The sequence below is a fragment of the Sphingopyxis sp. DBS4 genome, from assembly GCF_024628865.1.
Classification (GTDB): domain Bacteria; phylum Pseudomonadota; class Alphaproteobacteria; order Sphingomonadales; family Sphingomonadaceae; genus Sphingopyxis.
The window spans coordinates 16,158-40,814 of record NZ_CP102384.1 but is presented as its reverse complement, the minus strand read 5'-3'; the positions used below and the strand labels follow the sequence as shown (position 1 = coordinate 40,814).

Here is a 24,657-nt window from a genome sequence, read left to right as displayed (position 1 = left end):
CCCTTGAAGGGCAACCCACGATGGCGTGGGGCCCGGATTCGTGGGGTAAGGGGGCAAATATGGGCGATCTGTCGCGCGAGCCGTCTATGGAAGATATCTTGTCGTCGATTCGGCGGGTGATTGCCCGCGACGAGGCACCGGGCGCCCGCATCCAGCGCGGCGGCGAGGACGTGCTCGACCTTCACGACGAAGAATCGGACGAAGCCGACGAGACGGCGGCGATCCCGACCCCCGCGATCCCGACCGAAGAGGAACTGGTGTCGGCCGCGAGCGCGCACGCCGCACGCCAGTCGCTCGAGGCGCTGAACGCCGCGGTCTCGCCGGCCGCGCCCACGGCATCCGCTCCCGCGGGGGGCCGCACGATGGAAGAGGTCGTGCTGGAAGCACTTCGCCCGATGCTCAAGGACTGGCTCGACGCCAATCTCCCCGCGATGGTCGAGGCGATGGTGGCGAAGGAAATCAGCCGGATTACCGGGAAGAAATTCTAGGGCCCTGCGATCATCCCTGCCGCGCAGCGATGGGGAGAATTTTAGAGCGCCGCGCGTTAAATCGGCACCACCCCCATTCCGTTCGTGTCGAGCGAAGTCGAGACACCCATCGGGGCAGCGCAAGGCCGATGGGTGTCTCGACTTCGCTCGACACGAACGGGACGGTGAGTCAAATGAAGGTGCAGCACTCTATCCCGCCCAATCCTCCAGCAGATATCTTGCGATCGCCAGCGGCGGCGGGGCCACGAAGCTCGCGCCCATGTCGCCCGCGAGCGCCGCAAGCACCTCGGCGCGGTCGACCCACATCGCCGCTTCGATCTCGGTCGTATCGAGCCTCAGCGCGGGATCGCGCGCGACCGCGCGGCAGCCGATCATCAGCGACGAGGGGAAGGGCCAGGGCTGGCTCGCCACATAACTGACGTCCGAAACCTGGATACCGGCCTCCTCGAACAATTCGCGCGCGACCGCTTCCTCAAGCGATTCGCCGGGCTCGACGAAGCCCGCGAGCGCCGAGAAGAATCCCGGCGGAAAGCCCGGCTGGCGCCCGACGAGCACGCGCCCTTCATATTCGGCAAGCATGATCACCACCGGATCGACGCGTGGGAAATGTTCGGAACCGCACGATCCGCAATTGCGCCCCCAGCCGCCGCGGAAAATCTCGGTTCCCTGTCCGCACACCGCGCAAAAGCGATGCCGCGCGTGCCAGTCGACGAGGCTGCGCGCGCCACCATAGAGCGCTGCCTCCTCGGGCGAAAGCAGGGGCAGAAGCCGCATCACGGTGCGCGAGCGCGCGTCGATCCGCGCCCCCGGCGCCGGACCGCGCACGAAGCGCGGTGCCCCGGCATCGTCGATCCCGAGGAGCAGCAGCGGCCGCTCGTCAGCCGGATCGAGCGGCTCCCAGATCAGCCCGCCGCGCTCGCCCGGCACCGGGTCGATCCCGTCCATCGCGAGACAGGTCGCGCGCGGGTCGCGCGTTGCCGCCGCGAACGCCTCGGCATCGGTGCGAAGCGGATCGGCGCGGTCGAGCCGCGCGCCCGTGAACCCCAGTGGCAGCGGCATCAGGCCATCACATCCTTGTAGAAGGCCTTGCCGAAGTCGCGCTGGAAGGGCAGCGCCTCGGCGGGCATATATTGGGCATAGCCGCCGACGCGGTAGCCGCGCGTGCGGTCGACGAAGCCGATCGTCCCCGCCGCGCCGCCCCAGCCATAGACGCCCTCGCCGGTCGGCGATGAGGCAAGCGACACGCGCCCGCCGGCGCCGAAGCCCTCGCCCTCGACGAAGCTGTTCTTCGTCGTCGCCCCTTCGGGCAGCAGGTTCGACATCGCGAGCCGCGCGGTTTCGGGTTTCAGGATGCGGACGCCCCCCGTCTCGCCCTCCCCGAGCAGCATCGCGAGGAAGCGGTCGTAATCGCGCGCGCTCGCGACGAGGCCGCCGCCGCCGTAGGGGATCGGCGGCTTGTCGAGATAGATCGAGCTCGTCGCGGGATCGATCGGCAGCAGCGCACCGCCGAAGGGCGCATAGTTGGTCGAGAGCCGCCCGACATCGGCCGCCGCGACCTGAAAGCCCGTGCTGGTCATGCCTAGCGGATCGAAGATGCGCGCCTTCAGGAAAGCGTCGAAGGGCTGTCCCGACACGACCTCGATCACGCGGCCCATCAGGTCGAGCCCGACCGAATAGCTCCACTGGGTGCCGGGTTCATAGACGAGCGGCAGTTTCGCGAGCCGGTCGGCGAATTCGGCAAGGCTCGGCGCCGACGCCGACGTCGGCATGCCGGGAATCGGCAGTCGGCTGACCTGCCCGCCAAGGATGCCCGCCGCATTATAGGCGTCGCGCAGCGGCCCCTTCTGAATGATGCCATAGCCGAGCCCCGCGGTGTGCGTGAGCAGGTGGCGCACGGTGATCAGCGTCTTCGCGTCGCGCACATCGGTCAGCGAGCCGTCGGGGGTGTTCTGCACCTTCATCTTCGCGAAGGCGGGCAATATGTCGGCGATCGGCTGGTCGAGTTTCAGCCTGCCTTCCTCGACCAGCAGCATCGCCGCCATGCCGGTGACGGGCTTGGTCATCGAATAAAGCCGCCAGATCGTGTCGCCATCGACCGGCTTCGCCGAATCCATCGCCTGCGTCCCCGCGCCGAAAACATCGAGCGCTCCCTGCGCCTTGCCGATCGCGGCGAGCGTGCCCGCGAGTTCGCGGCGGTCGACGAAACCCTCGATGAAGGCATCGGTCGCGGGATAGAGCGCGGCGCCGTCGGCCTTCCACGCGAAGGCCGCGCGCGGCAGCAGCATCCCCGCGCCGCCGAGCGCGATTCCGCCGAGCATCGCGCGGCGCGAAACCATCATATTCATGCAATCCTCTCCCGCATCCTGTCGGTCAGTTTTCGATAGAGCGTCGGCAATCCCGCCGCGTCAAGCGCCGAAAGCGGCCACCATTCGCCTTCCCCTGCGGCAAGCTCGCTTTCGCGCGCGATGAGGGTCAGCCGCAGGTCGAAATGGGTGAAGCCATGATCGACATGGACGAGGCCGGACTCGGGCGGCGCCTCATCGGTCCACTCGCCGCCGGGCAGCGCGCGCATCCCGCCGAGCATCCCCTTGCCGGGGCGGCGCACCAGCCAGATCGCATCGTCCCGCTCGATCCACCAGGCGACGCCATAGCGCTGCGGCTTCGCCTTCTTCGGCGGCTTGACCGGCAGCTTCTCGATATCGGCGCGTCCACGCGCGCGGCAGTCGGTCCTCACCGGGCAGATACCGCATGCAGGCGCGCGCGGGGTGCAGATGGTCGCGCCGAGATCCATCAAGCCTTGCGCGAAATCGCCGGGGCGCCCCTGCGGGACGAGCGGCGCCAGCGCGGCGCGGATCTCGCGCTTCGCGGCGGGCAGGGCCGTCTCGATCAGCCGATGCCGCGCGATCACTCGCTCGATATTGGCGTCGACGACGACCGAGGGCCGGCCGAACGCGATCGCCGCGACCGCCGCCGCGGTATAATCGCCGACGCCGGGCAAGGCGCGCAGCCCCTCCTCGCTGTCGGGAAAGCGCCCGCCATGCCCGGCGACCACCGTCCGCGCGCAGGCGAGCAGGTTGCGCGCGCGGGCATAATAGCCGAGCCCCGCCCACGCCGCCATGACGTCGGCGTCGTCGGCCGCCGCCAGATCGGCCACCGTCGGCCAACGCCGAACGAAGCGCATGAAATAGCCCCCGACCGCCGCAACCGTCGTCTGCTGGAGCATGATCTCGGCCATCCAGACGCGATAGGGGTCGGGAACCGTCTCGCGGCTCGGCGGGATGCGCCATGGCAGATCGCGCGCCGCGCGGTCGTACCAGCCGAGCAGACGGCCTGCGAAACTATCGATGCTCTGGACGCTCACCCCCCGCCTATGGCATGGCCTCCGGCATGAAGAAAGACGCGAGCGGGGGCGATGCGGGCAAAAAGCCCAAGGCCGGGAAGGCGGCCAAAAAGCCGCCTGCCCGCCCCTATGAGCGGCCGCGCGGCGGCGAGGCGCGCTCGATCGCCGACCTCGTCCCCGAAATCGGCCGCACCGCCTTCCGCAAATTCGGCTTCATCCAGTCGTCGGTGGTCAGCCGCTGGCGCGAGATCGTCGGCGACCGGCTCGCCGACGTCACCCAGCCCGCGATGATCCGCTTTCCCGCCGGGCAGAAGGCAGGGGGGACGCTGCACCTGACGATCAGCGGCGCGCATGCCCCGATGCTCCAGCATGTCGCGCCCGACATCATCGCGTCGGTCAACCGCTTCTTCGGCTATGCCGCGATCGCCACCGTGCGCATGACGCACGGCCAGGTCACCCCCGCCGCTCCCGTTCAGCCACCGGCAATGCTGAAACCCGTACCCGCCGAACTGGGGGACAGTCTGCGCGACATCGGCGACCCGGAACTGCGCACCGTGCTCGAACGCATGGCGGCGGGGCTCGCGGGAACGCCGAACATCCCCAAGATCAGTTGAAGGTTCGTCATGCCCGCATTTCATGCCACGCCTCTCGCCCGCCGCGCTGCGATCGCCACCCTGACGGCGGCCGCGTTCACCTTGTTCGTCGCGGCCACACCCGCGAAACCGGCACGCTGGTCGGCGACCGTCAGCGTCAATTCGATCGGTGCCTATGTCGTCGGCAACCCCAGGGCGAAGGTGAAGCTGGTCGAATATTTCAGCTATACCTGCAGCCATTGCGCCGATTTCGCGAAGCTCGGCTCGGCACCGCTCAAGGCGCAATATATCGACAAGGGGCTCGTCCTCTTCGAATATCGCAACCTCGTCCGCGACCCCGTCGACCTGACCGCCGCGCTGCTGGCGCGCTGCGGCCCGGCGAGCGCCTTCGCCGGCAACCACCAGGCGATCTTCGCCGCGCAGCCGGTATGGCTGAACAAGGTGGTCAAGATGAGCGAAGCGCAGAGGGCAAGCTGGTATCAGGGCGAACCCGGCACGCGCGCGCGCAAGATCGCCGCCGACACCGGCCTTGCCGCGCTGATGCAGAAGCGCGGTTATTCGGCGGCGCAGGTGAACGCCTGCCTCGACAGCGAAGTCGCGCAGGCCGAAGTGACCGGCATGACCAATATCGGGCTATCGGCCGATCACGTCCGCGGCACCCCGACCTTCTTCGTCAACGGCCGCGACGCCGAAGTCACCGCCTGGTCCGCGCTGAAAACGAAACTCGACGCCGCGCTCAAGGGCTCGTAAAAGCCCGCTCCAGTCATCATCCCCCAATCATGCCCAAGGAAAGCCCGACCATGATCCAGCCCAAGCTGCGCATCCTCCTCCTCGCCTCGCTCGGCGCGCTCGCGCTCAGCGCGTGCGGCGAGACCAAGACCGACCAGACCAAGCAGCAGGACGTCATCGCCAAGGTCGCCGCGCCCGCAGGGAAGAGCTGGTCGCAGACGGTCAGCAAGAATGCCGACGGCGGCTATGTGATGGGCAACCCCGATGCGCCGATCAAGGTCATCGAATTCGCGTCGATCACCTGCTCGCATTGCGCGGCCTTCTCGACCGAAAGCCATGAAGAACTCCGGCGCGACTTCATCGACACCGGCCGCGTCAGCCTGGAGGTCCATAATTTCATCCGCGATCCGCTCGACGCCACCGCCGCCGCGATCATCCGCTGCGCGCCGGTCGACCGCTATTTCCCGCTGCAGGACAATGTCTTCGCATCGCAGGAAGAGTTGTTCGCGGGCGTGAAGGGCAATGAAGCCGCCGCCGACGCCGCGATGAAACTGCCCCCCGCGCAGCGTTTCCCCGCCTTCGCCAAGGCGCTGAAGCTCGACACTTTCTTTCAGTCGCGCGGCGTGACCGGCGAGCAGATCAACGCCTGCCTGTCCAACGTCGACAATATCTCGAAGCTCGAACAGGGCACCAACGCCGCGGCCGAGAAATATCAGATCCAGGGCACCCCGACCTTCGTCGTCAACGGCCAGGTTCTCGAAGGCGTCGCCGCCTGGGGTCCGCTGCGCGATCATCTGCGCACCATGGGTGTGCGCTGAACGACGGCCTAGCTCATCTCCATCATCCCGGCCCTTCGACTGCCTTGGCAGGCGCTCAGGATAAACCTCAGCAAAGCTGACGGCCGGGATCTCGCCGATGCGCCAGAGCGCAAGGATGAGGTCCCGGCCTTCGCCGGGATGACGAGATGTGAGAAGCCTTGCGACTCCCCCTTGGGCGCGCCATGACGGCGTCAGGGGGAAATGTGACGCAAAGGTTGCAACAGCTCCGATTCGACCGACTGCACGGGGATCGCCCGTGCAGATAAAGCGCCTGCGCCTGACCGGTTTCAAAAGCTTCGTCGAACCCACCGAACTGCGGATCGAGCCCGGCCTGACCGGCGTCGTCGGCCCCAATGGCTGCGGCAAGTCGAACCTGCTCGAAGCGATCCGCTGGGTGATGGGCGAATCCTCGCCCAAGTCGATGCGCGGCGGCGGGATGGAGGATGTCATCTTCGCGGGCACCGCGCAGCGCCCGCCGCGCGATTTCGCCGAGGTCGCAATCCATTGCGATACCGAGGGCGGGGTCGTCGCCGGCCTGTCCGACGCGAGCGAGGGCGACGAGCTCGAAATCATCCGCCGTATCGAACGCGGCGCGGGATCGGCCTATCGCGCCAACGGCCGCGACGTGCGCGCGAAGGATGTCGCGCTGATTTTCGCCGACGCCGCGACCGGCGCGCACAGCCCGGCGCTCGTCAGCCAGGGCAAGATCGCGAACGTCATCGCCGCGAAACCGACCGACCGCCGCGCGATGCTGGAAGAGGCTGCCGGAATCGCGGGCCTGCACGTCCGCCGCAAGGACGCCGAGCAGAAATTGCGCGCGACCGAGACCAATCTCACCCGGCTCTCCGAAATCGTCGCCGACATGGAGGTGCGCGCGAACGCGCTCCGTCGCCAGGCGCGCGCCGCCGAAAAATACCGGAAGCTGTCCGAAGACATCCGCGTCGCCGAGGGGCGGCTCATCTATGCGCGCTGGCGCGATGCCGCGGCCGCCGCCGACCAGGCGCGCCACGACGCCGACGCAGCCGAAGCCGCGGTGAAGGCGGCACAGGCCGAACTCGAAACCGTCTCGACGGCGCAGGTCGAAGTCGCGACCCGCGTCGGCGCCGCCCGCGCCGAGGCGCAGGCGCGGCGCGACGCGCTCGCGGAAGCGACCGCGACGCTCGTCCGCCTGCAGGGCGAGGAACGCGCCGCGCGCCAGCGGCTCGATGATCTGGCGGCGCAGCAGCAACGCCTGGCCGACGACCGCGCGCGCGAGGGCGAACTCGCGCGCGAGGCGCACGCCGCGCTCACCGCGCTCGATGCCGAGGCGAAGCAGCTTGCGCAGGACATCGCCGCGCACGGCGCGAGCCGGGCCACGCTCGTCGAAGCGCATCAGGCCGCGCAGGCGCATCTTCGCGATGCCGAGGTCGCGCTGGCGCAGGCGCGTGCACGCGCCGCGAGCGAGGCGGCCGACCGCCGCATCGCGGTCTCGGCGCACGATAGTGCCGCAGCCGCCGTCCGCCGCGTCGAGCAGGAGAAAGCGCGCGTCGATGCCGACATCGCCGCGCTCGGCGACAGCCACGCGCTCGCCGCCGCCCGCACCGAAAGCGCGCAGGCGGCCGAGCAGGCCGAAGCCGCGATCGCCGCCGCCGAAGCCGCCTTGCAGGAGGCCGAGGCCGACCGCGAAGCGACCGCCGCCGACCTCGCCGCCGCCGAAGCTGGGCTCGCCGAAGCGCGTGCCGCGCTCGCGGCGCTCGACGGCGAAGCCGCAACACTCGAACGCGCGCTCGCCGCCGCGCGCAGCGGCGACGACCGCATCCTCGACCGGCTGCGCGTGACTCCCGGTTATGAGGCCGCGCTCGCCGCTGCGCTCGGCGACGATCTTGACGCCGGCACCGACACCGCCGCCCCGCGCGTCTGGGGCGGTGCCGAACAGCGCCCGGACGACCCGCCCCTGCCCGCCGGCACCGAATCGCTCGCCGACTATGTGCAGGCCCCCGCCGCGCTCGCGCGCCGTCTCGCGCAGATCGCGGTCGCCGAAACCGACAGCGGTCAACCGCTCGCGGCCGGTCAGCGCCTCGTCACGCTGGACGGGGTGATGCGCCGCTGGGACGGCTTCGTGACGCGCGGCGACGGCGCGACCGCGACCGAGCGGCTGCAACGCCAGAACCGGCTCGAGGACCTCGCGGCGCAGCGCCCCCAGGTCGAACTCGGTGTGCAGGAACTGGTGGACCGCCGCGACGCCGCCGCGGCAAAAGCCGCCGAACTCGCCGAAGCAGCCGCCGCCGCGCGCAAGGGTCTCGCACAGGCCGACGAGGCCCGCCGCGCCGCGCTGCGCGCCGCCGATCAGGCCGAAGCGGCGCTCGACCGCCACCGCGACGCCGCCGCGCTGTTCGACCGCCGCCTTGCCGAAATCGCCGCCGCCGCGAAAGAGACCGCCGAAGCGCTCGCCGCGCAGGAAGCCGCGCTCGTCGCGCTTCCCGACGAAGCGCTGGCGCGCGCCGCGCTCGACACCCAGGAAGCCGCGACCGACCGCGCGCGCACCGGGGCGAACGAAGCACAGACCGCGCTCGCCGCGCACGACCGCACACTCGCGGCGCTGAGCGAACGCCAGGCGGTCGTGGGCGCCGAAATCAAGAGCTGGAAGGCGCGCGCGGGCGAGGCCGCGCGCCGCGTCACCGACATGGACAAGCGCGCCGAAGCGCTCGCCGCCGAGGCTGCGAAGCTCGCCGGGCTTCCCGACAAGCTCGCCGGCGACCGCGCCGATGCCGAGACGCGGCAGGCCGGTCTGCGCGAGCAGGTCGGCGCGGCCGAGGCGCACGAACGCGAAGCCGAAGCCGCGCTCCGCGAAGCCGAGGCGGCGCTCACCGCGATCCGCGAGCGCGTCGCCGCCGCGCGCGAGACCCGCGCCGGAGCCGCCGCGCGCTCCGAGAATGCCGAGCTGCGGCGCGTCGAAATGGGCCGCCTGTCGGGCGAGCGCTTCGAGTGCCCGCCGCCGCTGTTGCCGCAAAAGGCGGGCTTCGAGAGCGCGAGCGTCGGCGATGCGAGCACCGAATCGGCGCAGCACGACCGGCTGATCGCCGAGCGCGAACGGCTCGGCCCGGTCAATCTCGTCGCCGCCGACGAGCTCGCCGAACTCGACGTCGAGCGCGAGAAGAGCGCCGCCGAGATCGAGGAACTGACGCAGGCGGTGAACCGGCTGCGCGGCTCGATCGGCAATCTCAATCGTGAAGGCCGCGTCCGCCTGCTCGCCGCGTTCGAGACCGTCAACGAGCATTTCCAGCGCCTCTTCACCACGCTATTCAACGGCGGCCAGGCGCACCTCGAACTCGTCGATTCGGACGATCCACTCGAGGCCGGTCTCGAAATCATGGCGCAGCCGCCGGGCAAAAGGCTGGGCACGCTGACCCTGCTGTCGGGCGGCGAGCAGGCGCTGACCGCGGTCGCGCTGATCTTCGGCCTCTTCCTCACCAACCCCGCGCCGATCTGCGTCCTCGACGAAGTCGACGCGCCGCTCGACGACGCGAATATCGAGCGCTTCTGCGACCTGCTCGACCGCATGAGCCGCGAGACCAACACCCGCTATCTGATCGTCACCCACAATGCGGTGACGATGGCGCGGATGCATCGCCTGTTCGGGGTGACGATGATCGAGAAGGGCGTCAGCCGCCTGGTGTCGGTCGACCTCGGTGGGGCGGAGGAATTGCTGGCGGCGGAATGATTAAATAGGGACAGTCCCTATTATTCAGGGCGCGCTGCCCACCACCAGCATCGCCGCGAACACCAGCAGCCCTGCAAAACGATTGCTGCGGAATTTCGCCAGCGCATCGGCGCCGTTCTCGGGGTCGAGCGTTACCACCTGTCCTGTCAGGTGCAGCGCCGCGGGCACCAGCGCCACAAGCACCAGCGGATCGGGCCGCACACTCCACAGCGCCCCCGCCCAGCCCGCGAGCGCGAAACCATAGCAGAGGCCGACCCCGCCCTTCACATGGCGCCCCAGCGCGCGCGCGCTCGACTTGACGCCGACCAGCGCATCGTCCTCGATATCCTGCAGCGCATAGATGGTGTCGTAGCCGATCACCCAGGCGATGCAGCCGGCATAGAGCAACGGCAGCGCCAACCCCTGCCCTCCGCCGACCGCGATCCAGCCGACGAGCGCCCCCCAACTGAACACGAGGCCCAGCCACGCCTGCGGCCACCAGGTGATGCGCTTCATGAAGGGATAGGCAGCGACGAGCGCGAGGCTCGCGACCGCCACGATCTGCGCAGGAAGCGGCAGTTGCAGCAGCACGACCAGCCCGACGAGCGACAGCAGCGCGGTCCACAGCAAGGCGCCGCGCACCGACACCGCGCCGCTCGCGACCGGGCGCGCGGCGGTGCGCGCAACCTTCGCGTCGAGGTCGCGGTCGACGATATCGTTATAGACGCATCCCGCGCCGCGCATGACGATCGCGCCGAGCAGCATCCACAGGAACAAGGGCCAATGGCTCCGCACCCCGCCCGCGAGCGCCAGGCCCCAGGCGCACGGCCAATAGAGCAGCCACCAGCCGATCGGCCGGTCGAAGCGCGCAAGCAGCGCATAAGGGCGCAGCGGCGCGGGAAGCAGGCCGAGGAAGCCCTGATGCTGGCTGTCGGGAGGATGCGTCGCGGCGGTCATCGATGCCGCGGGCGATAGCAGCAGTCGCGCGCGGGATAAATGCCTATCGCCGCCGCGCGCCCGTTCAGGGGGCTCAGGTGGTGCAGGTCGACGCGGTCACCCCGGTCGAGGGGTAGATTTTCGTCAGGTCGCGCGGCTCGCGGATGTTGAAGGCGGCGGCCGACCGGATCGTTTTCGGTCCCAGCCATTTGCCATAGAGGAGCGGCTTATATTGATAGACGACCTCGACGAACATCACCGCGGTGCCGCTGACCGCGGTGACCTCGTGATCCTTCGGCCCCATACCCTTGAAGTTCGTGCCCGTCGCCCCGGTCCCTTCCGGACCGAAGGCCGAGGTAACCTTCATATTGCCATAGCAGCGCTGCCAGTGGATCCACTGGCCGCCTTCCTTGTTCTGCTCGAGGCTCGACAGGATGATGCGGCCGCGGTTCTTGAAGTCGAGGCCACCCGCCTGCTTCTCGACCCCGGTGAAGACCTCGTTGACGTCGATCTCGCGAACTTGCGGCTGCGCGAGGTTGCTGCCCGCCGCGATGCGCGAGGCATTGTCGGCGGTGTTGAGTCCGATCTGGCTGATGCGGGTGTTGATCAGCGTCAGATTGGCGATTTCCAGCCCCCCGAAGCCAAGCAGCACGAGGAGCGGGATCGAAAAAGCCATTTCGATGAGCACGGTCGCGCGAACGCTGCGGGCGAGGCGCCGCGCCTGAACGCGCAGACGATGAAGAACGGGGCCGGTCATGCGCATATCTCCGCCGCTATTTCGCTTCCCGCAGCAAAGGGCTGGTTGCGTAGCACGGTCGTCGATGACAGCGTCTTATATTCGGACTGCCCCAACATCCGCCACACGGGCAGGATGCGCTTGAATCGCATGGAGGCGGTATAGAGAACCACGTCGTCGGCACCGCCGTTGCCTGTCTTGCCTCCGTCCTCGACGCAGTCGACCACGCCGTCGCCGTCATAATCGACCGTGCGCGGCTCCTTCATTTTGCTGAAATCGTCATAGGCGCGGCGCTTGAAGCTCACTTCGGCACCCTTGAACACCTTGTGCACCTGGTTGCTCACGAAGGTATCGAGCTTCGACTGATCGATGGCATAGGTTTCGATCGTCGCGTCGCGACCGGCCTTGGCGACCGCGCCCTGCAGCACCTGCTGCGCATACATCTGCCAGCAATAGTCGAAGATCCCCATCAGGACGAGGAGAAAGACCGGGGCCGTCAGCGCAAATTCCATCAGCGCCGTGCCGCGCTGATGGCGGCGAAGGCGGCGAAGCAGAGCGGACACCGGGCTCATTGCGACAGCCTCAGCTTGGAGATCTGACGGGCGATCGCCTGGAACTGGTCGTTGAGCTGCGACGCATTGCTGGCTTCGAACGCCTGGCCCGACGAGGCGCAGCTGTTGAGGTTGGCGTTGCTGCCGACCCCGAACGACACCACCCAGATGGTGATCGCACGCTGGCGCGCCGCCCGGCAAAGCTGGACGAAGCGGTTGTTGTGCCGCGCGATCGCGTCATCGTCGCTCGTCGCGCCGATTCGCGGCATCGACCGTTCCTGTCCCTGATGCGACAGATTGTCACGCGGCGTCATCATGTCGCCGTCGGTCATGAAGATGACGTGACGGCTGACCGGGCGGCCGTTATAGGGTCCGTTCTCGTCGGCAAACAGGCCGCTCGGCGACAGCAGCCGCGCGCCCCACGCCATGCCCGCGTCGTGATAGGTATAGCCCTTGGGCTGCAGCGTGTTGATATAGGCCGCGAACTTGTCGTGGTCCGTCTTCGTCATCGTCTCCAGCTTCATCGCCGCCGCCGGACAGGCGGCATAGTCACCGCCCTTTTCGACGAAATTGGTGAGATCTTTCGTCGAGCCCGAAAGCGGCTTCTCCTGGCTGCGATTATAGGTGACGTCGGGGAGGAACAGCTTCCATTGGGTATCCGCATCGCCGGCTGTCGGGAGCGTATCGATATCCATGTCGAGGGCGTTCGAAGGAGCCGTCTCGTTGGACGCGAATTTCGTCGTAATCCGCTCGATGATGCACCCGCCCCAGCTCGTGGTGACCGTCGCGCCCTCATCGCCGGTATCGGACTCGATCGTCGATCCGGTCTTCAGCGGCCGCGTGTCGAATTCGCGATCGAGATAATTATAGGCGCCGTCGAAAACCCTGGTCAGGGTCTCGACCGTCTGCACCTTGTAATAGGTGCGCGTGAACGTCCAGCGGAGCTTTTTGATCTGACAACTGCCGGGCTTCTTCTTGGTGGCGGGCTGCCAGGTGGCGTCATAGGAATAATATTCATACGTCCGCTTCTGATCGCTGACGGTGATACGTGTGCTGCCGTCGATAACGGGATTCTGGACATTCTGGTTCTTGGTATCGATGATCTTGGGTGACGCGCTCTCATCCCAGTCGACGCAATCCTCCTGGACCTTGTCGACCGTCCCTGCGTCTTGCCAGTTGTCCTTCCCATTTTTCTTGTCGGCGATGGGCGGGGTCGCGTCAAAGTCCGTGGAATCGACCGTTCGCGCATCGCTCCATATTTCTTTGGTTTTCGGCGAACGCGAGGGGAGCCACTCGGAGTCGGCGAGCCAGTCGGGATTCTTCGCGATCAATATCTGTCCGACGTTGACCGACGAGCTGTAGGGAACCACCCCAAAGCGAATCCGCCCGTCGCCGACGTCGGCGTTGGTCAGCGTATCGAAGAAATCGACCGCCGCCTTGCGCAGCGCCTCGATCTTGGTGTCGTCGTCGTCGCTGTCCGCCTTGCGCGCCATCGACCCGGTGACGTCGAGCACCATCATCACATCGACGTTCGAGATTTCGAGCTTCGCGGTGCAATTGGCCGCCAGGTCGAACTGGTCCTTGCCGAAGATATACATGAGCGCGGTCGGCAGGATCGCAGTCGCGCGGCCGGCGACGTCCGACGACCCGACACCCCAGGAGGAAAAGGATACCGCGTGACTGCCGAAATTTCCGTCCGGGAAATTGAAGTTGAACATCTTGTTCGCTTCGGTCTTCGCCGGGTCCGTATAGAGGGCGCCGGCCATCGCGCGCCGGCCGGCGAGCACGCCGGCGTCGCACGCCTGTTGCAGGCGAAGCTGGGTCATATAGGCGCGCCCGATGTCGACCGCCGACCCGACGATGCCGACAACGGGCACGATCGCGGCCGCGGTCAGCATCATCGCGTTGCCGCGCTGATCGCGAAACAGGTTCGAGGCGCCAGCCCGCAGGCGGCTGAAAATGGTCCCTCGCATGGTCTAAACCCCTCTAGCCAGAGGCGCCACCCACCCAGATGCGCGACTGGTATCCTCGCACTAGGGGGAAACTGCTTACCAAATTGCTAAGCGGCGGCGCCGCGCGCGGGGCAATTCGGCGACTTCTGACCCGGATCGGGACAGAGGCGGCCCGTCACGGCGGCAGGTGCGCAACAGGAAGCGGTCTGCTATCGCATCGCGATGCCCGCGATCCCCGCCTGGCCGCCCGCCAGTACGCCCCGCCTGTTCACTTCCTTCCCGCTCGGGCCCGACGCCGCCCCGGTCATCGAGGGGGCAGCGGCGCATTATCTGCTGAACGTCATGCGGCTGCGGGTCGGCGATCCGCTGCTGCTGTTCGACGATCGCAGCGGCGAGTGGCTCGGGGTCATCGCCGACGCGGGCAAAAGATCGCTGACCCTCCGGATCGAACGCCGGACGCGCGCGCGCGAAACGGTCCCCGACCTCTGGCTCTGCTTCGCCCCGGTCAAGAAGGCGCGGCTCGACTGGATCATCGAGAAAGCAACCGAACTCGGCATCGCGCGGCTGCAGCCGGTGATCACCGAACGGACGATCGTCGAGCGGGTCAAGCGCGAGCGGATCGAGGCGCAGATCGTCGAGGCCTGCGAACAATGCGGCCGCACCGCGCTTCCCGAGCTTGCCGAACCCGTGAAGCTGCCGCACCTGCTCAGGGACTGGCCCGCCGACCGTGCGCTTCTCTTCGCCGACGAGGAAGGCGGCACGCCCTTCGCCGCGATCGATGCGCCCGCCCCCGCCGCGATCCTGACCGGCCCCGAAGGCGGCTTTACGCCGCGCGAGCGCGAGGCGCTGCTCGGCTGCTCCGCGGTCCGCCGCCTGTCGCTCGGCCCCCGCATCCTGCGCGCCGAAACCGCCGCGATCGCCGCGGTCGGGCTGTGGATGGGGCTCCACGGCGACTGGAGATGATGTCCCGTTTCGAGACAGAAATTGCTTTCAACCTGGCAGCGATTAACTTCAAATTAGCCATGATTGCTGCAATGCCGCATCCGCAACGGCAGGACCGGTGCCCATTCGCTGGCGTGGGGGCCAGTGGACGCACCTTGGCGAGCGACGCGACCATGCTTGCCCGGTCCTCGCCGTTGCAACATCTTCCGACCTCGTTCGCGACGACCGGCGAAACCCGGATCGACCGACGCGCCCGATTGCATTTTTCGCGCACGGCCCTAATGGCGCGGAGATGAGCACGCGGACGGTTTCAGATCAAAACGATCCCATCATCGAAAGCCGCGACCAGCTCGCGGCCCCCATGGCCAACGGCGAAAAGCCCCGCGACCGCTGGCGCATCGGCACCGAGCACGAGAAATTCGTCTATCGCACCGCCGATCACCGCGCCCCCTCCTATAACGAGCCCGGCGGCATCCGCGACCTGTTGATGGCGCTCACCCGCTTCGGCTGGGAGCCCGTCTATGAGAGCGGGAACGTCATCGCCCTCTCGGGCAGCGACGGCGCGATCAGCCTCGAACCCGCGGGGCAGCTCGAACTGTCGGGCGCGCCGCTCGAAAATCTCCACCAGACCTGCGCCGAGACCGGCCGCCACCTGAAGCAGGTCAAGGAAATCGGCGCCGAACTCGGCCTCGGCTTTCTCGGCCTCGGCATGTGGCCCGACAAGAGCCGCGACGAGCTGCCGCGCATGCCCAAGGGGCGCTACAAGATCATGCTCGACCATATGCCGCGCGTCGGCACGATGGGGCTCGACATGATGCTGCGCACCTGCACGATCCAGACCAACCTCGATTATGCGAGCGAGGCCGACATGGTGCAGAAATTCCGCGTCAGCCTGGCCTTGCAGCCGCTCGCGACTGCGCTCTTCGCCGCCTCGCCCTTCACCGACGGCAAACCGAACGGCTATATGTCGTATCGCAGCCACATCTGGACCGACACCGACCCCGCGCGCACCGGAATGCTGCCCTTCGTGTTCGAGGACGGCTTCGGCTATGACCGCTATGTCGATTATATGCTCGACGTGCCGATGTATTTCGTCTTTCGCGACGGCCGATATATCGACGCCGCGGGGCAGAGCTTCCGCGCCTTCCTGAAGGGTGAGCTTCCCGCGCTGCCTGGCGAGCTGCCGCGGATGTCCGACTGGACAGACCATCTCTCGACCGCTTTCCCGGAGGTGCGGCTCAAGAGCTTCCTCGAAATGCGCGGCGCCGACGGCGGCCCGTGGAACCGCATCTGCGCGCTCCCCGCGCTGTGGGTCGGGCTGCTCTATGACCAGGGCGCGCTCGACGCCGCGTGGGATCTCGTCAAGGGGTGGAGCATCGCCGAGCAGCAGGCGCTGCGCGACGCCGTTCCGCGCGACGGGCTCTGCGCACCGGCACCCGGCGGCGGCACCGTCGGCGACCTCGCGTATCGCGTCCTCGACATCGCCGCGGCGGGTCTCGCGGCGCGCGGCGAGGTCAATTCGATGGGCGATAATGAGGTCGGCTTCCTCGAACCGCTGCGCCGCATCGCCGCGAGCGGCAAATCCCCCGCGCACGACCTGCTCGACCGCTACGAAGGGCCGTGGGGCCACGATCTGTCGAAGATTTATGACGAGCTGAGCTTCTGACCCGAATCTCCCTTCCCGCAGGCGGAAGGGGAAAAAAGAATTACGCCACCGGTCCCACGCGCGGATCGGGTTCCAGCCGGATCAACGGCCGGTCGCGCCCGCTCAGCTTCGCAAACAGCCGCGGCACCAGCGCATTTCCCTGTGCCCAGTTCCAGTAAGCGACATAGGCGGGATCGGCGAGGAGATGCTTCTCCTCGGTCTTGGCGCGCCAGTAATAGATGCCGCTGACCGCCGCGAGCAGCAGCGTGTTGCGCAGCCCCTCGGCCCAGCCGCCCGCGGTGACGAGAAAGGGCATCGAGCCGACCCACCAGCTCAGATTCTTCGACACATAGGCGGGGTGACGCGTCAGCCTGTAAGGCCCGTGGGTAAGCACGCCGCGATGCGTGAGGTTCGAGAAGCGGATGCCGAACGCCATCGTCGCCCAGGCATAGACCGCCACCAGCGCAACCAGCACCGCGCCCCACAGCATCATCAGATGGTCGTGGCCCTGTAGCCAATAGCCCCAGTCGGCGCCGTTCACCCGATAGTCGAGCGGGCCGCCGTCCATCATCACGAAGGGCGGATAGCAGACGAGCGCCGCCATCCAGCTCATGAAATAGGGATTCGCGGTGCGGATGTGCGAATCGAGCGGCTTCATCGTCAATATATAGCCGACGGTCGCGATATGGACGTCGACGAGGTAGAGCAGATTGATCGTCCACAGGCTCGTCATATAGGGATTGGCCAGAACTTCGTTCATCGACACCGAGACGAGCGCCGCGAAATTGCCCGGCACGATCGACAGCATGAAGGCGGTGAAGAAGCCCTTCACCGCCCAGGCGCGGAAATGATGCGCGATCGCGCGGCCGTCGACCGGCCTTCCGGGGGCCGTCAGCCAGCGACCGAACTGGTAACAGCCGTCGCGCGGCTCGACCATGCGGCGGTCGAGCCAGAGCATATAGGGGATCGAGACGAGCAGCAGCCACGGCGCCACCCGTTCGAGCAGGTTCATCGAGAAGGCGTAGCTGCCTTCCCAATAATAGCGCATCGTGACGTAGAAGCCCGCGATCAGCGCCCAGGTCGCCCACAGGCCGGCGAGCTTGGTCAGGCTGATGTCGATCGTCTCGCGCCACGGACGGCGCAGCGACCAGTCGATCCCCGTCGACGGATTGCGGTGCACCTTGTCGACGAAGACCGACCACAGCACCATCGGGACGCCGCAGGCGAGAACGCTCGCGATCGCCGAATTGGGCCCGTTCATCGGGCCGCGCTGCCCCCAGTCGATCCCGAGCCAGCCCGCGATGGCGGGCGCGTGACGCGCGGCGAGCAGATAGGTGAAGAGGCCGATCAGACCGACGATCCCCACCCCGGCGCTGACCGCCGAACGCGGCCGATTCGCCTGTGAGTCGGCGGCTTCGACAGACCGCGCCCCTTCGGGCGACACGATATCGGGCATAGGAGTCACAGGCCCCCCTTAGGCGGAAATGGTAAGCAAGCCGTCAATAATATTGCGGCATCCCTTTACTTTGCGTCATTGCGAGGAGCGCAGCGACGAAGCAATCTCCAGTCAGCCTTCCATGTCACCGATAGCTGGAGATTGCTTCGCTCCGCTCGCAATGACAATCTCCCCGCACTGTCGCTCCCACGTAAAGCGGCCGATTCGCGGTGCTATTTCCCGCCAAAATGGCAGCATTTCCTGCACCTGCCACCGTTCACCGCGAGTCCATTTCGATTCGGCGCGAGTCATCCCCCAAAGATTCGCCCCCACTCCCGCACCCTGTTACACGCGCCGCCAAGTCGGGGCGGAGGGCTCCACAAAAACAACAAGACGGGGTCGTAGCTTGTCTTCGCAATCGACGGGTCTGCGCCATTGGCGCCAGCGCTTTTCGGCGCTGTTCCAGGACCATGAAATCTTCATTCGCACGCACGGTCACGTGCGTTTCCTGCGTATCAGCGCGGTCTGGCAAAAGCGTGTCGCGCTGATCGCCGGGCTCGTCCTCTTCGCTTGGGCGGGGGTGACGCTCGCGGTGTTCGTCAACCAGCTTCTGACCTCGGGCGAGCGCGCCGAAGTCGCCGCCAAGCAGGCCGCCGCCGCCGCCTCCGAAGCCCGCATCGCCAAATATCGCGACCGTGTCGCCGAGATTGCCGCCGACCTCGACGAGCGCCAGGGCCAGCTCGAGGAGTGGAAGAAGGATTATTTCGGCGACGAGCCGCTGCCCGCCGACGCCAAGAGCGAGGCTGGCACCGGCGAAACCGCTGCAAAACCGCTCGAAACCAGCGCGATCGACCCGCGCCTGCCCCCCGAGGCGCAGGCGCTCGCACGTCTCGAAGCGCGCCAGGAAGCCTTTTCGGCGCATCTGCTCGCGGCGGTCAAGGCGCGCGCCGCCAAGGCCGAAGTCGCGGTCGCGCAGCTCGGGCTCGACCCGGCCGGCCTCGTCCGCAACGCCGCGGCCGGGCGCGGTGGTCCCTTCACTCCCTTCCGCGGCCGCACCGGCCAGGCCGGCGCGCTCGGCAAGAGCTTCGCGGCGCTCGAAGGCGCGCTGTTCCGCATGGAAGTGCTCGAACGCACGCTGGTCGCGATTCCCTCGGGCCAGCCCGCGCATGTGCTGATGCTGTCGTCGAGCTATGGCTATCGCAGCGATCCCTTCACCGGCGCGGGCGCGATGCATTCGGGGCTCGACTTCCCCGGCCCGCTCGGCACCCCGATCCTCGCCGCCGCGCCCGGCCGCGTCACCTTCGTCGGGCAGAGGTCGGGCTATGGCAATGTCGTCGAGGTCGACCACGGTCAGGGCATCCTCACCCGCTACGCGCATCTGTCGGGCTTCACGACGCAGGTCGGCGCGCAGGTCGCCGCCGGTCAGCAGATCGCCAAGATGGGCTCGACCGGCCGCTCGACCGGCAGCCATCTGCATTTCGAAGTCCGTCTGAACGGCGTCGCGGTCAATCCGCGCCGCTTCCTGGAGGCCAAAGCCGATGTTCTTGAAGTCAAAGCCGACGCCCGACAGCGAGTCGGCGCCCTCGCTTCCGCCGTCCCCGCCCGCAGCGGTGCCCGCTAAGATGGCGACCGGCGCGCGCCATACCACCTTCTCGATCATCGGGTCGGACGTCGCGATCACCGGCAATGTCGCGGCCAGCGTCGATCTGCACGTCGACGGCAAGATCGAGGGCGACCTCAAATGCGCGAACCTCGTCCAGGGCGAGGCGAGCGAGATCAAGGGCGCCGTCACCGCCGAGACCGCGAAACTCGCGGGGCTCGTCGACGGCTCGATCGAGGCCAAGACGCTGATCGTCCACGCCAGCGCGCGGATCACCGGCGACGTCTTCTACGAAAACATCACGATCGAGAACGGCGGCAAGGTCGAAGGCAAGCTCAGCCACCGCCGTGCCGGCGCTGGTGCCGCAAAGGCCCCGCCGCCGCTCGAAGTGGTCGAGAACAAGTCGGTCGGCCTCTGACCCGGCCCGGCGCTTACGCGCCGCCGGTCACCCAGGCGAAGGCCGCGTCGCGGTCTTCGGGCTCGAAGACGCGATAGCTGATGTGCGGCAGGACCGCGCTTTCCATCCTGGTGACGGTGCGGATCCACGCCTGATCGGCGACCACCGCGACCCGCCCGAAACGATCGAGCTTGCCGAGCAGCGGCATCGCCCGCGCCATATAGGCGCCAAGGCCCGCGATCTCGATCCCGTCGATCGATCGCGTCTCGACGAAGACATGCACCTTGTCATGCCGCGCCATCGCGCCGTCGAGACGGTCCATGATCGTATCAAGTTCATCGCCGCTGATCCGGTCCGCAACCCGGACGGCGATCACGTCGTCAGCGCTGTCGATGATGTCGAGCATGGCGTTTCTCCTGCGTCCTGCGATACGCGGGGCAGCGCGCATCGTTCCCAGCCGTCGGGAGGGGAGCCTCAGCTCGACAGCGCCGCCGCCTCGCCGTTCCCGGCATTGCCCGCGACGTCGGTGAAATAGCGCTGCACGACGACGCAGTCGCGCCCGGCGCGCTTGGCGTCGTAGAGCGCTTCGTCGGCCAGCCGGTAGAGTTTCTGGAAATCGCTCGCGGGTCGCACCTCGGCGACGCCGATGCTGGCGGTCACCGTTCCCTCGCCGATCACCGCGCTATGGTCGCAGGCGGCGATGCCGCGACGCACGCTTTCGGCGAAGCGCGCGAGGACCAGCCCCTCCATCCCGACGCTGAGCAGGCCGAACTCTTCGCCGCCGAGCCGCGCGACGGTGCACATCGGCCCTTCCCACCGCTCGATCCGGCGCGCGACCTCGCACAAAACCGCATCGCCGATGTCGTGGCCGTGGACGTCGTTGATTGCCTTGAAGCGGTCGATGTCGACGACGAGCAGCGCCGCCGCCAGATCGTCGGCATGGGCGCGGTCGAGCAGCGGCGTCACGCTGTCGATGAAACCGCGCCGGTTGAGCAGCCCGGTCAGCGGGTCGCGCGCCGCCAATTGCTGGGCAAAAGCCTCGGCCGCACGGGCGCGGTCGCGCTCGACCCGCAGCAGCGCGAGCCGCCGCGTCGCCGAGGCCGAAAGCCAGAGCGCCTGCCATGTCGCGGCGAGCAGCACCATGATCTTCGACCCGCCGCCCCAAAGCCCGTCGTCGACATCGACGATATGGACGAAGGCGAGCACCGCCATCGGCAGGCACCAGGCGGCGAGGAAGTCGCGCGCCTCCACCGAACCGCGACGCCACGCCAGCCCTAGGTAGACGGCAACCGCGAGCAGGTCAGCGAGAATGACCAGCGCCAGCATGTCACCCCATAGGGTCAGGTTTTCGCTGCGGATCAGCGCCAGCGGCACCCCGACGAGGCCGAGGAAGCCGCCAAGCAGCAGCGCGGCGGCGCGCAGACGCCGCGACACGAGGTCGGGCGCGACCGCGAGGACCGCGCTCGCCGTCGCGATGGCGATCGCGAGGCAGGCAAGGAAAGTGCCGAGCTGCGCCGATACCGTGCCCGCGAGCCCCGGAAACAGGCCGAGATGCGCCTGCGACCAGACCGCACCCCACAATAGCATGACCGCCGACCAGCCCGCCTGCCAAGCCAGATATTGGCGGCGCACCGCCACCGCGAGCGACAGGCTGTAGATCGCGCTGACGAGCAGCAAGGTCAGCGCGGCGCCGACCGCGACCGCCATCCCCGTCGACTGAACAACGGCGTCGGTTTTGGGGATCAGCCGGGCATGCAGCAGGCCAAGGCTCGCGAGCCGGTCGAAGCGCATCGTCACCCCGGTCAGCGGCGCGCCGCGCTCGGGCGCCTCGAACATTATCTGCCCGCCGGCGCGCCAGTGCGATCCATAGTCGCCCTGCCGCACCTCCTGCCAGCGGACCCCGCCGTCGGCATAGGTGAACGCAACCGCGAGCCGGTCGAAACGCGACTGGTGGATCAGCAGCGCCAGGTCACTGCGCGCGATCGACAAACGCGCGGGGTCGGTGCGCAGCCACAGACTCGCGCGGTGATAGCCCGCAGGAATTCCTGCACAGGAAAAACGAAGCGCGATCAGGCTGTCATCGGGGGCGTCCACCGCGCTTTGTGCATGGCAAAGCTGGCGATCGATCGCCAGCGTCTCGGCCTGCGCCGGCCCGCCCAGCAGCACGGCGACGAGCATCGCAAAGCCGAGCACGAGTCGGCCGCACATGTTCGTCAGAAGAGCTCCCCCGGCAGTCATGCGCGCCCCTATCGCACCAATATCTTGGGAAATCTTTACCGCGGAGAAGCACCCCGCCCTAACACCGAGCCCTCGTCATTCCCGCGAAAGCGGGAATCCAGCTTTTTCTTCTTCCTTCGCGCCTTTGCGTGAGGTTTTTGAAGTCTCGCGCAAAGGCGCGAAGAATTGAGAGAGGGAAGCTGGATTCCCGCTTTCGCGGGAATGACGAAAGGGCGGGGGCAAATGCCCGGGGCTCACGAACGCGCCCGCTCCACCAACGGCGACCCGAAGCCCTCGACATATTGCGGCGCATCGTCGGCGATGCGGACCCATGGCGCCTTCGACCCGACGAAGATATGCGCGGCATAGCCCCGGAATCCCGGATCGTCGTCGAGCAGGCCCGTGGGCACGAAATAGATTTTCTCCGCGGGGTCGGTATGCGGCGTGGGACTTCCGCACGTCCCGCAGAAGCTCGACGTCCAGCCATCGCTTCCCGGCACCACGAAGTGGGCAATATTCGCCTCGCCGCCCAGCCAGCGGAAGCTCTGCGCCGACGTATAGAAAACGGCATTACCGTCGGTCCCCGACACCTTCCGGCATTTCGAGCAATGGCATTGCCCGGCCGGACCGATCTTGCCCTCGATCGCGAACGAGACCGCCCCGCAAAGGCACGATCCCCTGATTGGTTCCGGCATTCAACCTCTCCCTGCCTGTCTTTGGCGCCTTTACGGTCGGCCGACTTTCAGCGCGACCTCCACCCGGTCGCCGATCCCGATCCGCTCGGCCTTCTGGACTGCGGCCTTGACCGGCACCAGATAGCCGCCGTCACGCGGAAAGAGCGATGTCGCAAAGCGCGTTTCGCCGATCTCTGCGACAACCGGAACGACGCCCCAGCCATAGCTTAGCGACAGTCCCGCATAGCGGATCGCGCCGATATGCGCGTCGGGAACCGCGACGAACAGAAAGGGCGCCGGCCCCCGCCATTCGAAAATCACCCCATCGAACAGGATCGCTTCGTCGTCCATCGCTCAGTTCCGCGGCGCTTGCCGCCGATAGCTCAGCGCCTCGGCGATATGGATGCGTCCGACCGCCTCCGCCCCCGCAAGGTCGGCGATGGTGCGCGCGACGCGCAGCATCCGCGTATAGCCGCGCGCCGACAACCGCATCGCCGCGGCCGCCTGCGCGAGCAATTGCCGCCCCGGCTCGTCGGGGGTCGCGACCGCCTCCATCAGTTCGCCGTCGATCTCGGCATTGGTGCGCGCCTTGTGCCCCACATAGCGTTCGGTCTGGACCCGGCGCGCCGCCGCGACGCGCGCCGCGACCTCGGCGCTGCCCTCGGCGGGCGGCGGCAGGACGAGGTCGGCGGCGCTCACCGCCTCGACCTCGACATGCAGGTCGATGCGGTCGAGCAGCGGCCCCGACAGCTTCGCCTGATAGTCAGCGGCGCAGCGCGGGGCGCGGCTGCACGCGAGCGCCGGGTCACCGAGATGGCCGCAGCGGCACGGGTTCATCGCCGCGACGAGCTGCACCCGCGCCGGAAAGGTGACATGCGCATTGGCGCGCGCGATGCTGACCTCGCCGGTCTCGAGCGGCTGGCGCAGGCTGTCGAGCACTCCGCGCTGAAATTCGGGAAGCTCGTCGAGGAACAGCACGCCAAGATGCGCGAGGCTGACCTCGCCGGGCCGGACACGCAGCCCGCCGCCGACGAGCGCGGGCATCGACGCCGAATGATGCGGCGCCCGAAACGGCCGCGCGCGGACGAGCCGTCCGCCCTCAAGCCCGCCCGCGACCGAGGCGATCATCGACACCTCCAGCGCTTCGGCGGGGGTCAGGTCGGGCAGGATACCCGGCATGCACGCGGCCATCAGCGACTTGCCCGACCCCGGCGGCCCCGACATCAGCAGATTATGCGCGCCCGCCGCGGCGATTTCGAGCGCGCGCTTCGCGGTCTCCTGCCCCTTGACCTGCGCGAGGTCGGCCGCGCGCAGCGGCGCCGCGACCTCGCCCGGCTGCGGCGGCGGCAGGATCGCCTGCCCCTTGAAATGGCCGAGCAGCGCCAGCAGGTCGGGCGCGCCGATCACCTCGACATGCCCCGCCCACGCCGCCTCCGATCCCTGCGCCGCCGGACAGATCAGCCCGCGCTGGACGCTGCCCGCGTGGATCGCCGCGAGCAGCACCCCCGGCGACGGCGCGACGCGCCCGTCGAGGCCGAGTTCGCCGACGACCACATAAGAGGCAAGCGTTTCGGGGTCGATCACCCCCATCGCGCCGAGCAGCGCAAGCGCGATCGGCAGGTCGTAGTGCGAGCCTTCCTTGGGCAGGTCGGCGGGCGACAGGTTGACCGTGATCACCTTGGGCGGCAGCGCGAGCCCGATCGCGGCGATCGCGGCGCGCACCCGCTCGCGGCTTTCGCCGACCGCCTTGTCGGGCAGACCGACGACGACGAAGCGCGGCAGGCCGGGCGTGATCTGACACTGCACCTCGACCCCGCGTGCTTCAATGCCGAGATAGGCGACGGTTGAAACGATCGCGACCAAAGACTTCCCCTGTGCCCCCTTTGTTCCCACCCCCTTCATAGGATGGGGGGCGGGAAGGTCGA

Annotated in this window: 23 protein-coding genes; 10 read left to right on the top strand and 13 right to left on the bottom strand. The window is 67.9% G+C overall.

Going from position 1 to position 24,657, the window contains the following annotated elements; genetic code table 11:
* Window positions 1–59 precede the first annotated feature (59 nt).
* Window positions 60–488: a DUF2497 domain-containing protein gene (locus tag NP825_RS00235; RefSeq protein WP_257547406.1), complete on the top strand. Its 429-nt coding sequence runs from the start codon at window positions 60–62 to the stop codon at window positions 486–488.
* 189 nt (window positions 489–677) lie between these two features.
* Here NP825_RS00235 and nudC read toward each other — a convergent pair whose 3' ends face one another.
* Genes nudC through NP825_RS00220 form a run of 3 tightly spaced genes read right to left on the bottom strand, consistent with a single transcriptional unit; the run spans window position 678 to window position 3,849 of the window.
* The gene (gene nudC, locus NP825_RS00230) at window positions 678–1,547 is read right to left on the bottom strand and encodes an NAD(+) diphosphatase (protein WP_257547404.1); all 870 of its coding nucleotides are present in this window, start codon (window positions 1,545–1,547) and stop codon (window positions 678–680) included.
* The gene (locus tag NP825_RS00225) at window positions 1,547–2,833 is read right to left on the bottom strand and encodes a serine hydrolase (RefSeq protein WP_257547401.1); all 1,287 of its coding nucleotides are present in this window, start codon (window positions 2,831–2,833) and stop codon (window positions 1,547–1,549) included. Before NP825_RS00225 ends, nudC begins: the two co-directional genes overlap by 1 nt.
* Complete coding sequence (locus tag NP825_RS00220) at window positions 2,830–3,849, bottom strand: A/G-specific adenine glycosylase (protein ID WP_257547399.1); 1,020 nt, start codon at window positions 3,847–3,849, stop codon at window positions 2,830–2,832. Before NP825_RS00220 ends, NP825_RS00225 begins: the two co-directional genes overlap by 4 nt.
* Window positions 3,850–3,875: 26 nt before the next feature.
* On the opposite strand from NP825_RS00220, the gene NP825_RS00215 reads away from it, so the two are divergent.
* The 4 genes from NP825_RS00215 to smc all read left to right on the top strand — a co-directional run bounded on the left by NP825_RS00215 (window position 3,876) and on the right by smc (window position 9,668).
* Entirely contained in the window at window positions 3,876–4,442 is a 567-nt protein-coding gene (locus tag NP825_RS00215) for a DUF721 domain-containing protein (protein WP_257547397.1), read from the top strand.
* A 9-nt stretch (window positions 4,443–4,451) separates the two neighbouring features.
* Window positions 4,452–5,171, top strand: coding sequence for a DsbA family protein (locus tag NP825_RS00210; protein WP_257547395.1), 720 nt, complete (start codon window positions 4,452–4,454; stop codon window positions 5,169–5,171).
* A 50-nt stretch (window positions 5,172–5,221) separates the two neighbouring features.
* Window positions 5,222–5,968 carry a DsbA family protein gene (locus NP825_RS00205; RefSeq protein ID WP_257547393.1) on the top strand — a complete coding sequence of 249 codons (747 nt, stop codon included), beginning with the start codon at window positions 5,222–5,224 and terminating at the stop codon, window positions 5,966–5,968.
* A 256-nt stretch (window positions 5,969–6,224) separates the two neighbouring features.
* Complete coding sequence (smc, locus tag NP825_RS00200; protein WP_257547390.1) at window positions 6,225–9,668, top strand: chromosome segregation protein SMC; 3,444 nt, start codon at window positions 6,225–6,227, stop codon at window positions 9,666–9,668.
* 24 nt (window positions 9,669–9,692) lie between these two features.
* On the opposite strand, the gene ubiA is transcribed toward smc, so the two are convergent.
* From ubiA to NP825_RS00180, 4 genes are all read right to left on the bottom strand, one after another.
* On the bottom strand, window positions 9,693–10,604 hold the full coding sequence (gene ubiA, locus NP825_RS00195; protein ID WP_257547388.1) for a 4-hydroxybenzoate octaprenyltransferase: 912 nt from the start codon (window positions 10,602–10,604) through the stop codon (window positions 9,693–9,695).
* A gap of 73 nt (window positions 10,605–10,677) precedes the next feature.
* Window positions 10,678–11,340 carry a hypothetical protein gene (locus NP825_RS00190; protein ID WP_257547386.1) on the bottom strand — a complete coding sequence of 221 codons (663 nt, stop codon included), beginning with the start codon at window positions 11,338–11,340 and terminating at the stop codon, window positions 10,678–10,680.
* The gene (locus NP825_RS00185) at window positions 11,337–11,891 is read right to left on the bottom strand and encodes a TadE family protein (RefSeq protein ID WP_257547384.1); all 555 of its coding nucleotides are present in this window, start codon (window positions 11,889–11,891) and stop codon (window positions 11,337–11,339) included. The genes NP825_RS00190 and NP825_RS00185 overlap by 4 nt, the downstream gene beginning before the upstream one ends.
* Window positions 11,888–13,843: a TadE/TadG family protein gene (locus tag NP825_RS00180; protein WP_257547382.1), complete on the bottom strand. Its 1,956-nt coding sequence runs from the start codon at window positions 13,841–13,843 to the stop codon at window positions 11,888–11,890. The genes NP825_RS00185 and NP825_RS00180 overlap by 4 nt, the downstream gene beginning before the upstream one ends.
* Before the next feature lie 201 nt (window positions 13,844–14,044).
* On the opposite strand from NP825_RS00180, the gene NP825_RS00175 reads away from it, so the two are divergent.
* Genes NP825_RS00175 through NP825_RS00165 form a run of 3 tightly spaced genes read left to right on the top strand, consistent with a single transcriptional unit; the run spans window position 14,045 to window position 16,430 of the window.
* The gene (locus NP825_RS00175) at window positions 14,045–14,785 is read left to right on the top strand and encodes a 16S rRNA (uracil(1498)-N(3))-methyltransferase (protein ID WP_257547380.1); all 741 of its coding nucleotides are present in this window, start codon (window positions 14,045–14,047) and stop codon (window positions 14,783–14,785) included.
* Window positions 14,782–15,060, top strand: coding sequence for a hypothetical protein (locus tag NP825_RS00170; protein WP_257547378.1), 279 nt, complete (start codon window positions 14,782–14,784; stop codon window positions 15,058–15,060). Before NP825_RS00175 ends, NP825_RS00170 begins: the two co-directional genes overlap by 4 nt.
* Window positions 15,057–16,430, top strand: coding sequence for a glutamate--cysteine ligase (locus tag NP825_RS00165; protein ID WP_257547376.1), 1,374 nt, complete (start codon window positions 15,057–15,059; stop codon window positions 16,428–16,430). Before NP825_RS00170 ends, NP825_RS00165 begins: the two co-directional genes overlap by 4 nt.
* A 40-nt stretch (window positions 16,431–16,470) precedes the next feature.
* Here the strand turns inward: NP825_RS00165 and NP825_RS00160 are convergent, their stop codons facing one another.
* Window positions 16,471–17,865: an isoprenylcysteine carboxylmethyltransferase family protein gene (locus NP825_RS00160; protein ID WP_257547374.1), complete on the bottom strand. Its 1,395-nt coding sequence runs from the start codon at window positions 17,863–17,865 to the stop codon at window positions 16,471–16,473.
* Between the two features lie 385 nt (window positions 17,866–18,250).
* Here NP825_RS00160 and NP825_RS00155 point away from each other — a divergent pair, with 385 nt between their 5' ends.
* Window positions 18,251–19,465 (top strand): M23 family metallopeptidase, encoded by a 1,215-nt coding sequence (locus NP825_RS00155; RefSeq protein WP_257547372.1) that lies wholly within the window; start codon window positions 18,251–18,253, stop codon window positions 19,463–19,465.
* A 1-nt stretch (window position 19,466) separates the two neighbouring features.
* Entirely contained in the window at window positions 19,467–19,862 is a 396-nt protein-coding gene (locus tag NP825_RS00150; RefSeq protein WP_257547370.1) for a polymer-forming cytoskeletal protein, read from the top strand.
* 13 nt (window positions 19,863–19,875) lie between these two features.
* Here NP825_RS00150 and NP825_RS00145 read toward each other — a convergent pair whose 3' ends face one another.
* The 5 genes from NP825_RS00145 to NP825_RS00125 all read right to left on the bottom strand — a co-directional run bounded on the left by NP825_RS00145 (window position 19,876) and on the right by NP825_RS00125 (window position 24,595).
* Window positions 19,876–20,247 carry an STAS/SEC14 domain-containing protein gene (locus tag NP825_RS00145; protein WP_257547368.1) on the bottom strand — a complete coding sequence of 124 codons (372 nt, stop codon included), beginning with the start codon at window positions 20,245–20,247 and terminating at the stop codon, window positions 19,876–19,878.
* Window positions 20,248–20,315: 68 nt separating this feature from the next.
* Complete coding sequence (locus NP825_RS00140) at window positions 20,316–22,049, bottom strand: GGDEF domain-containing protein (RefSeq protein ID WP_257547365.1); 1,734 nt, start codon at window positions 22,047–22,049, stop codon at window positions 20,316–20,318.
* A 263-nt stretch (window positions 22,050–22,312) separates the two neighbouring features.
* Window positions 22,313–22,753, bottom strand: a complete 441-nt coding sequence (locus tag NP825_RS00135; protein WP_257547363.1) for a GFA family protein — start codon at window positions 22,751–22,753, stop codon at window positions 22,313–22,315.
* A gap of 30 nt (window positions 22,754–22,783) precedes the next feature.
* Window positions 22,784–23,083, bottom strand: coding sequence for a DUF1905 domain-containing protein (locus tag NP825_RS00130; RefSeq protein WP_257547361.1), 300 nt, complete (start codon window positions 23,081–23,083; stop codon window positions 22,784–22,786).
* A 3-nt stretch (window positions 23,084–23,086) separates the two neighbouring features.
* The gene (locus tag NP825_RS00125; RefSeq protein WP_257547359.1) at window positions 23,087–24,595 is read right to left on the bottom strand and encodes a YifB family Mg chelatase-like AAA ATPase; all 1,509 of its coding nucleotides are present in this window, start codon (window positions 24,593–24,595) and stop codon (window positions 23,087–23,089) included.
* Between the last annotated feature and the right edge of the window lie 62 nt (window positions 24,596–24,657).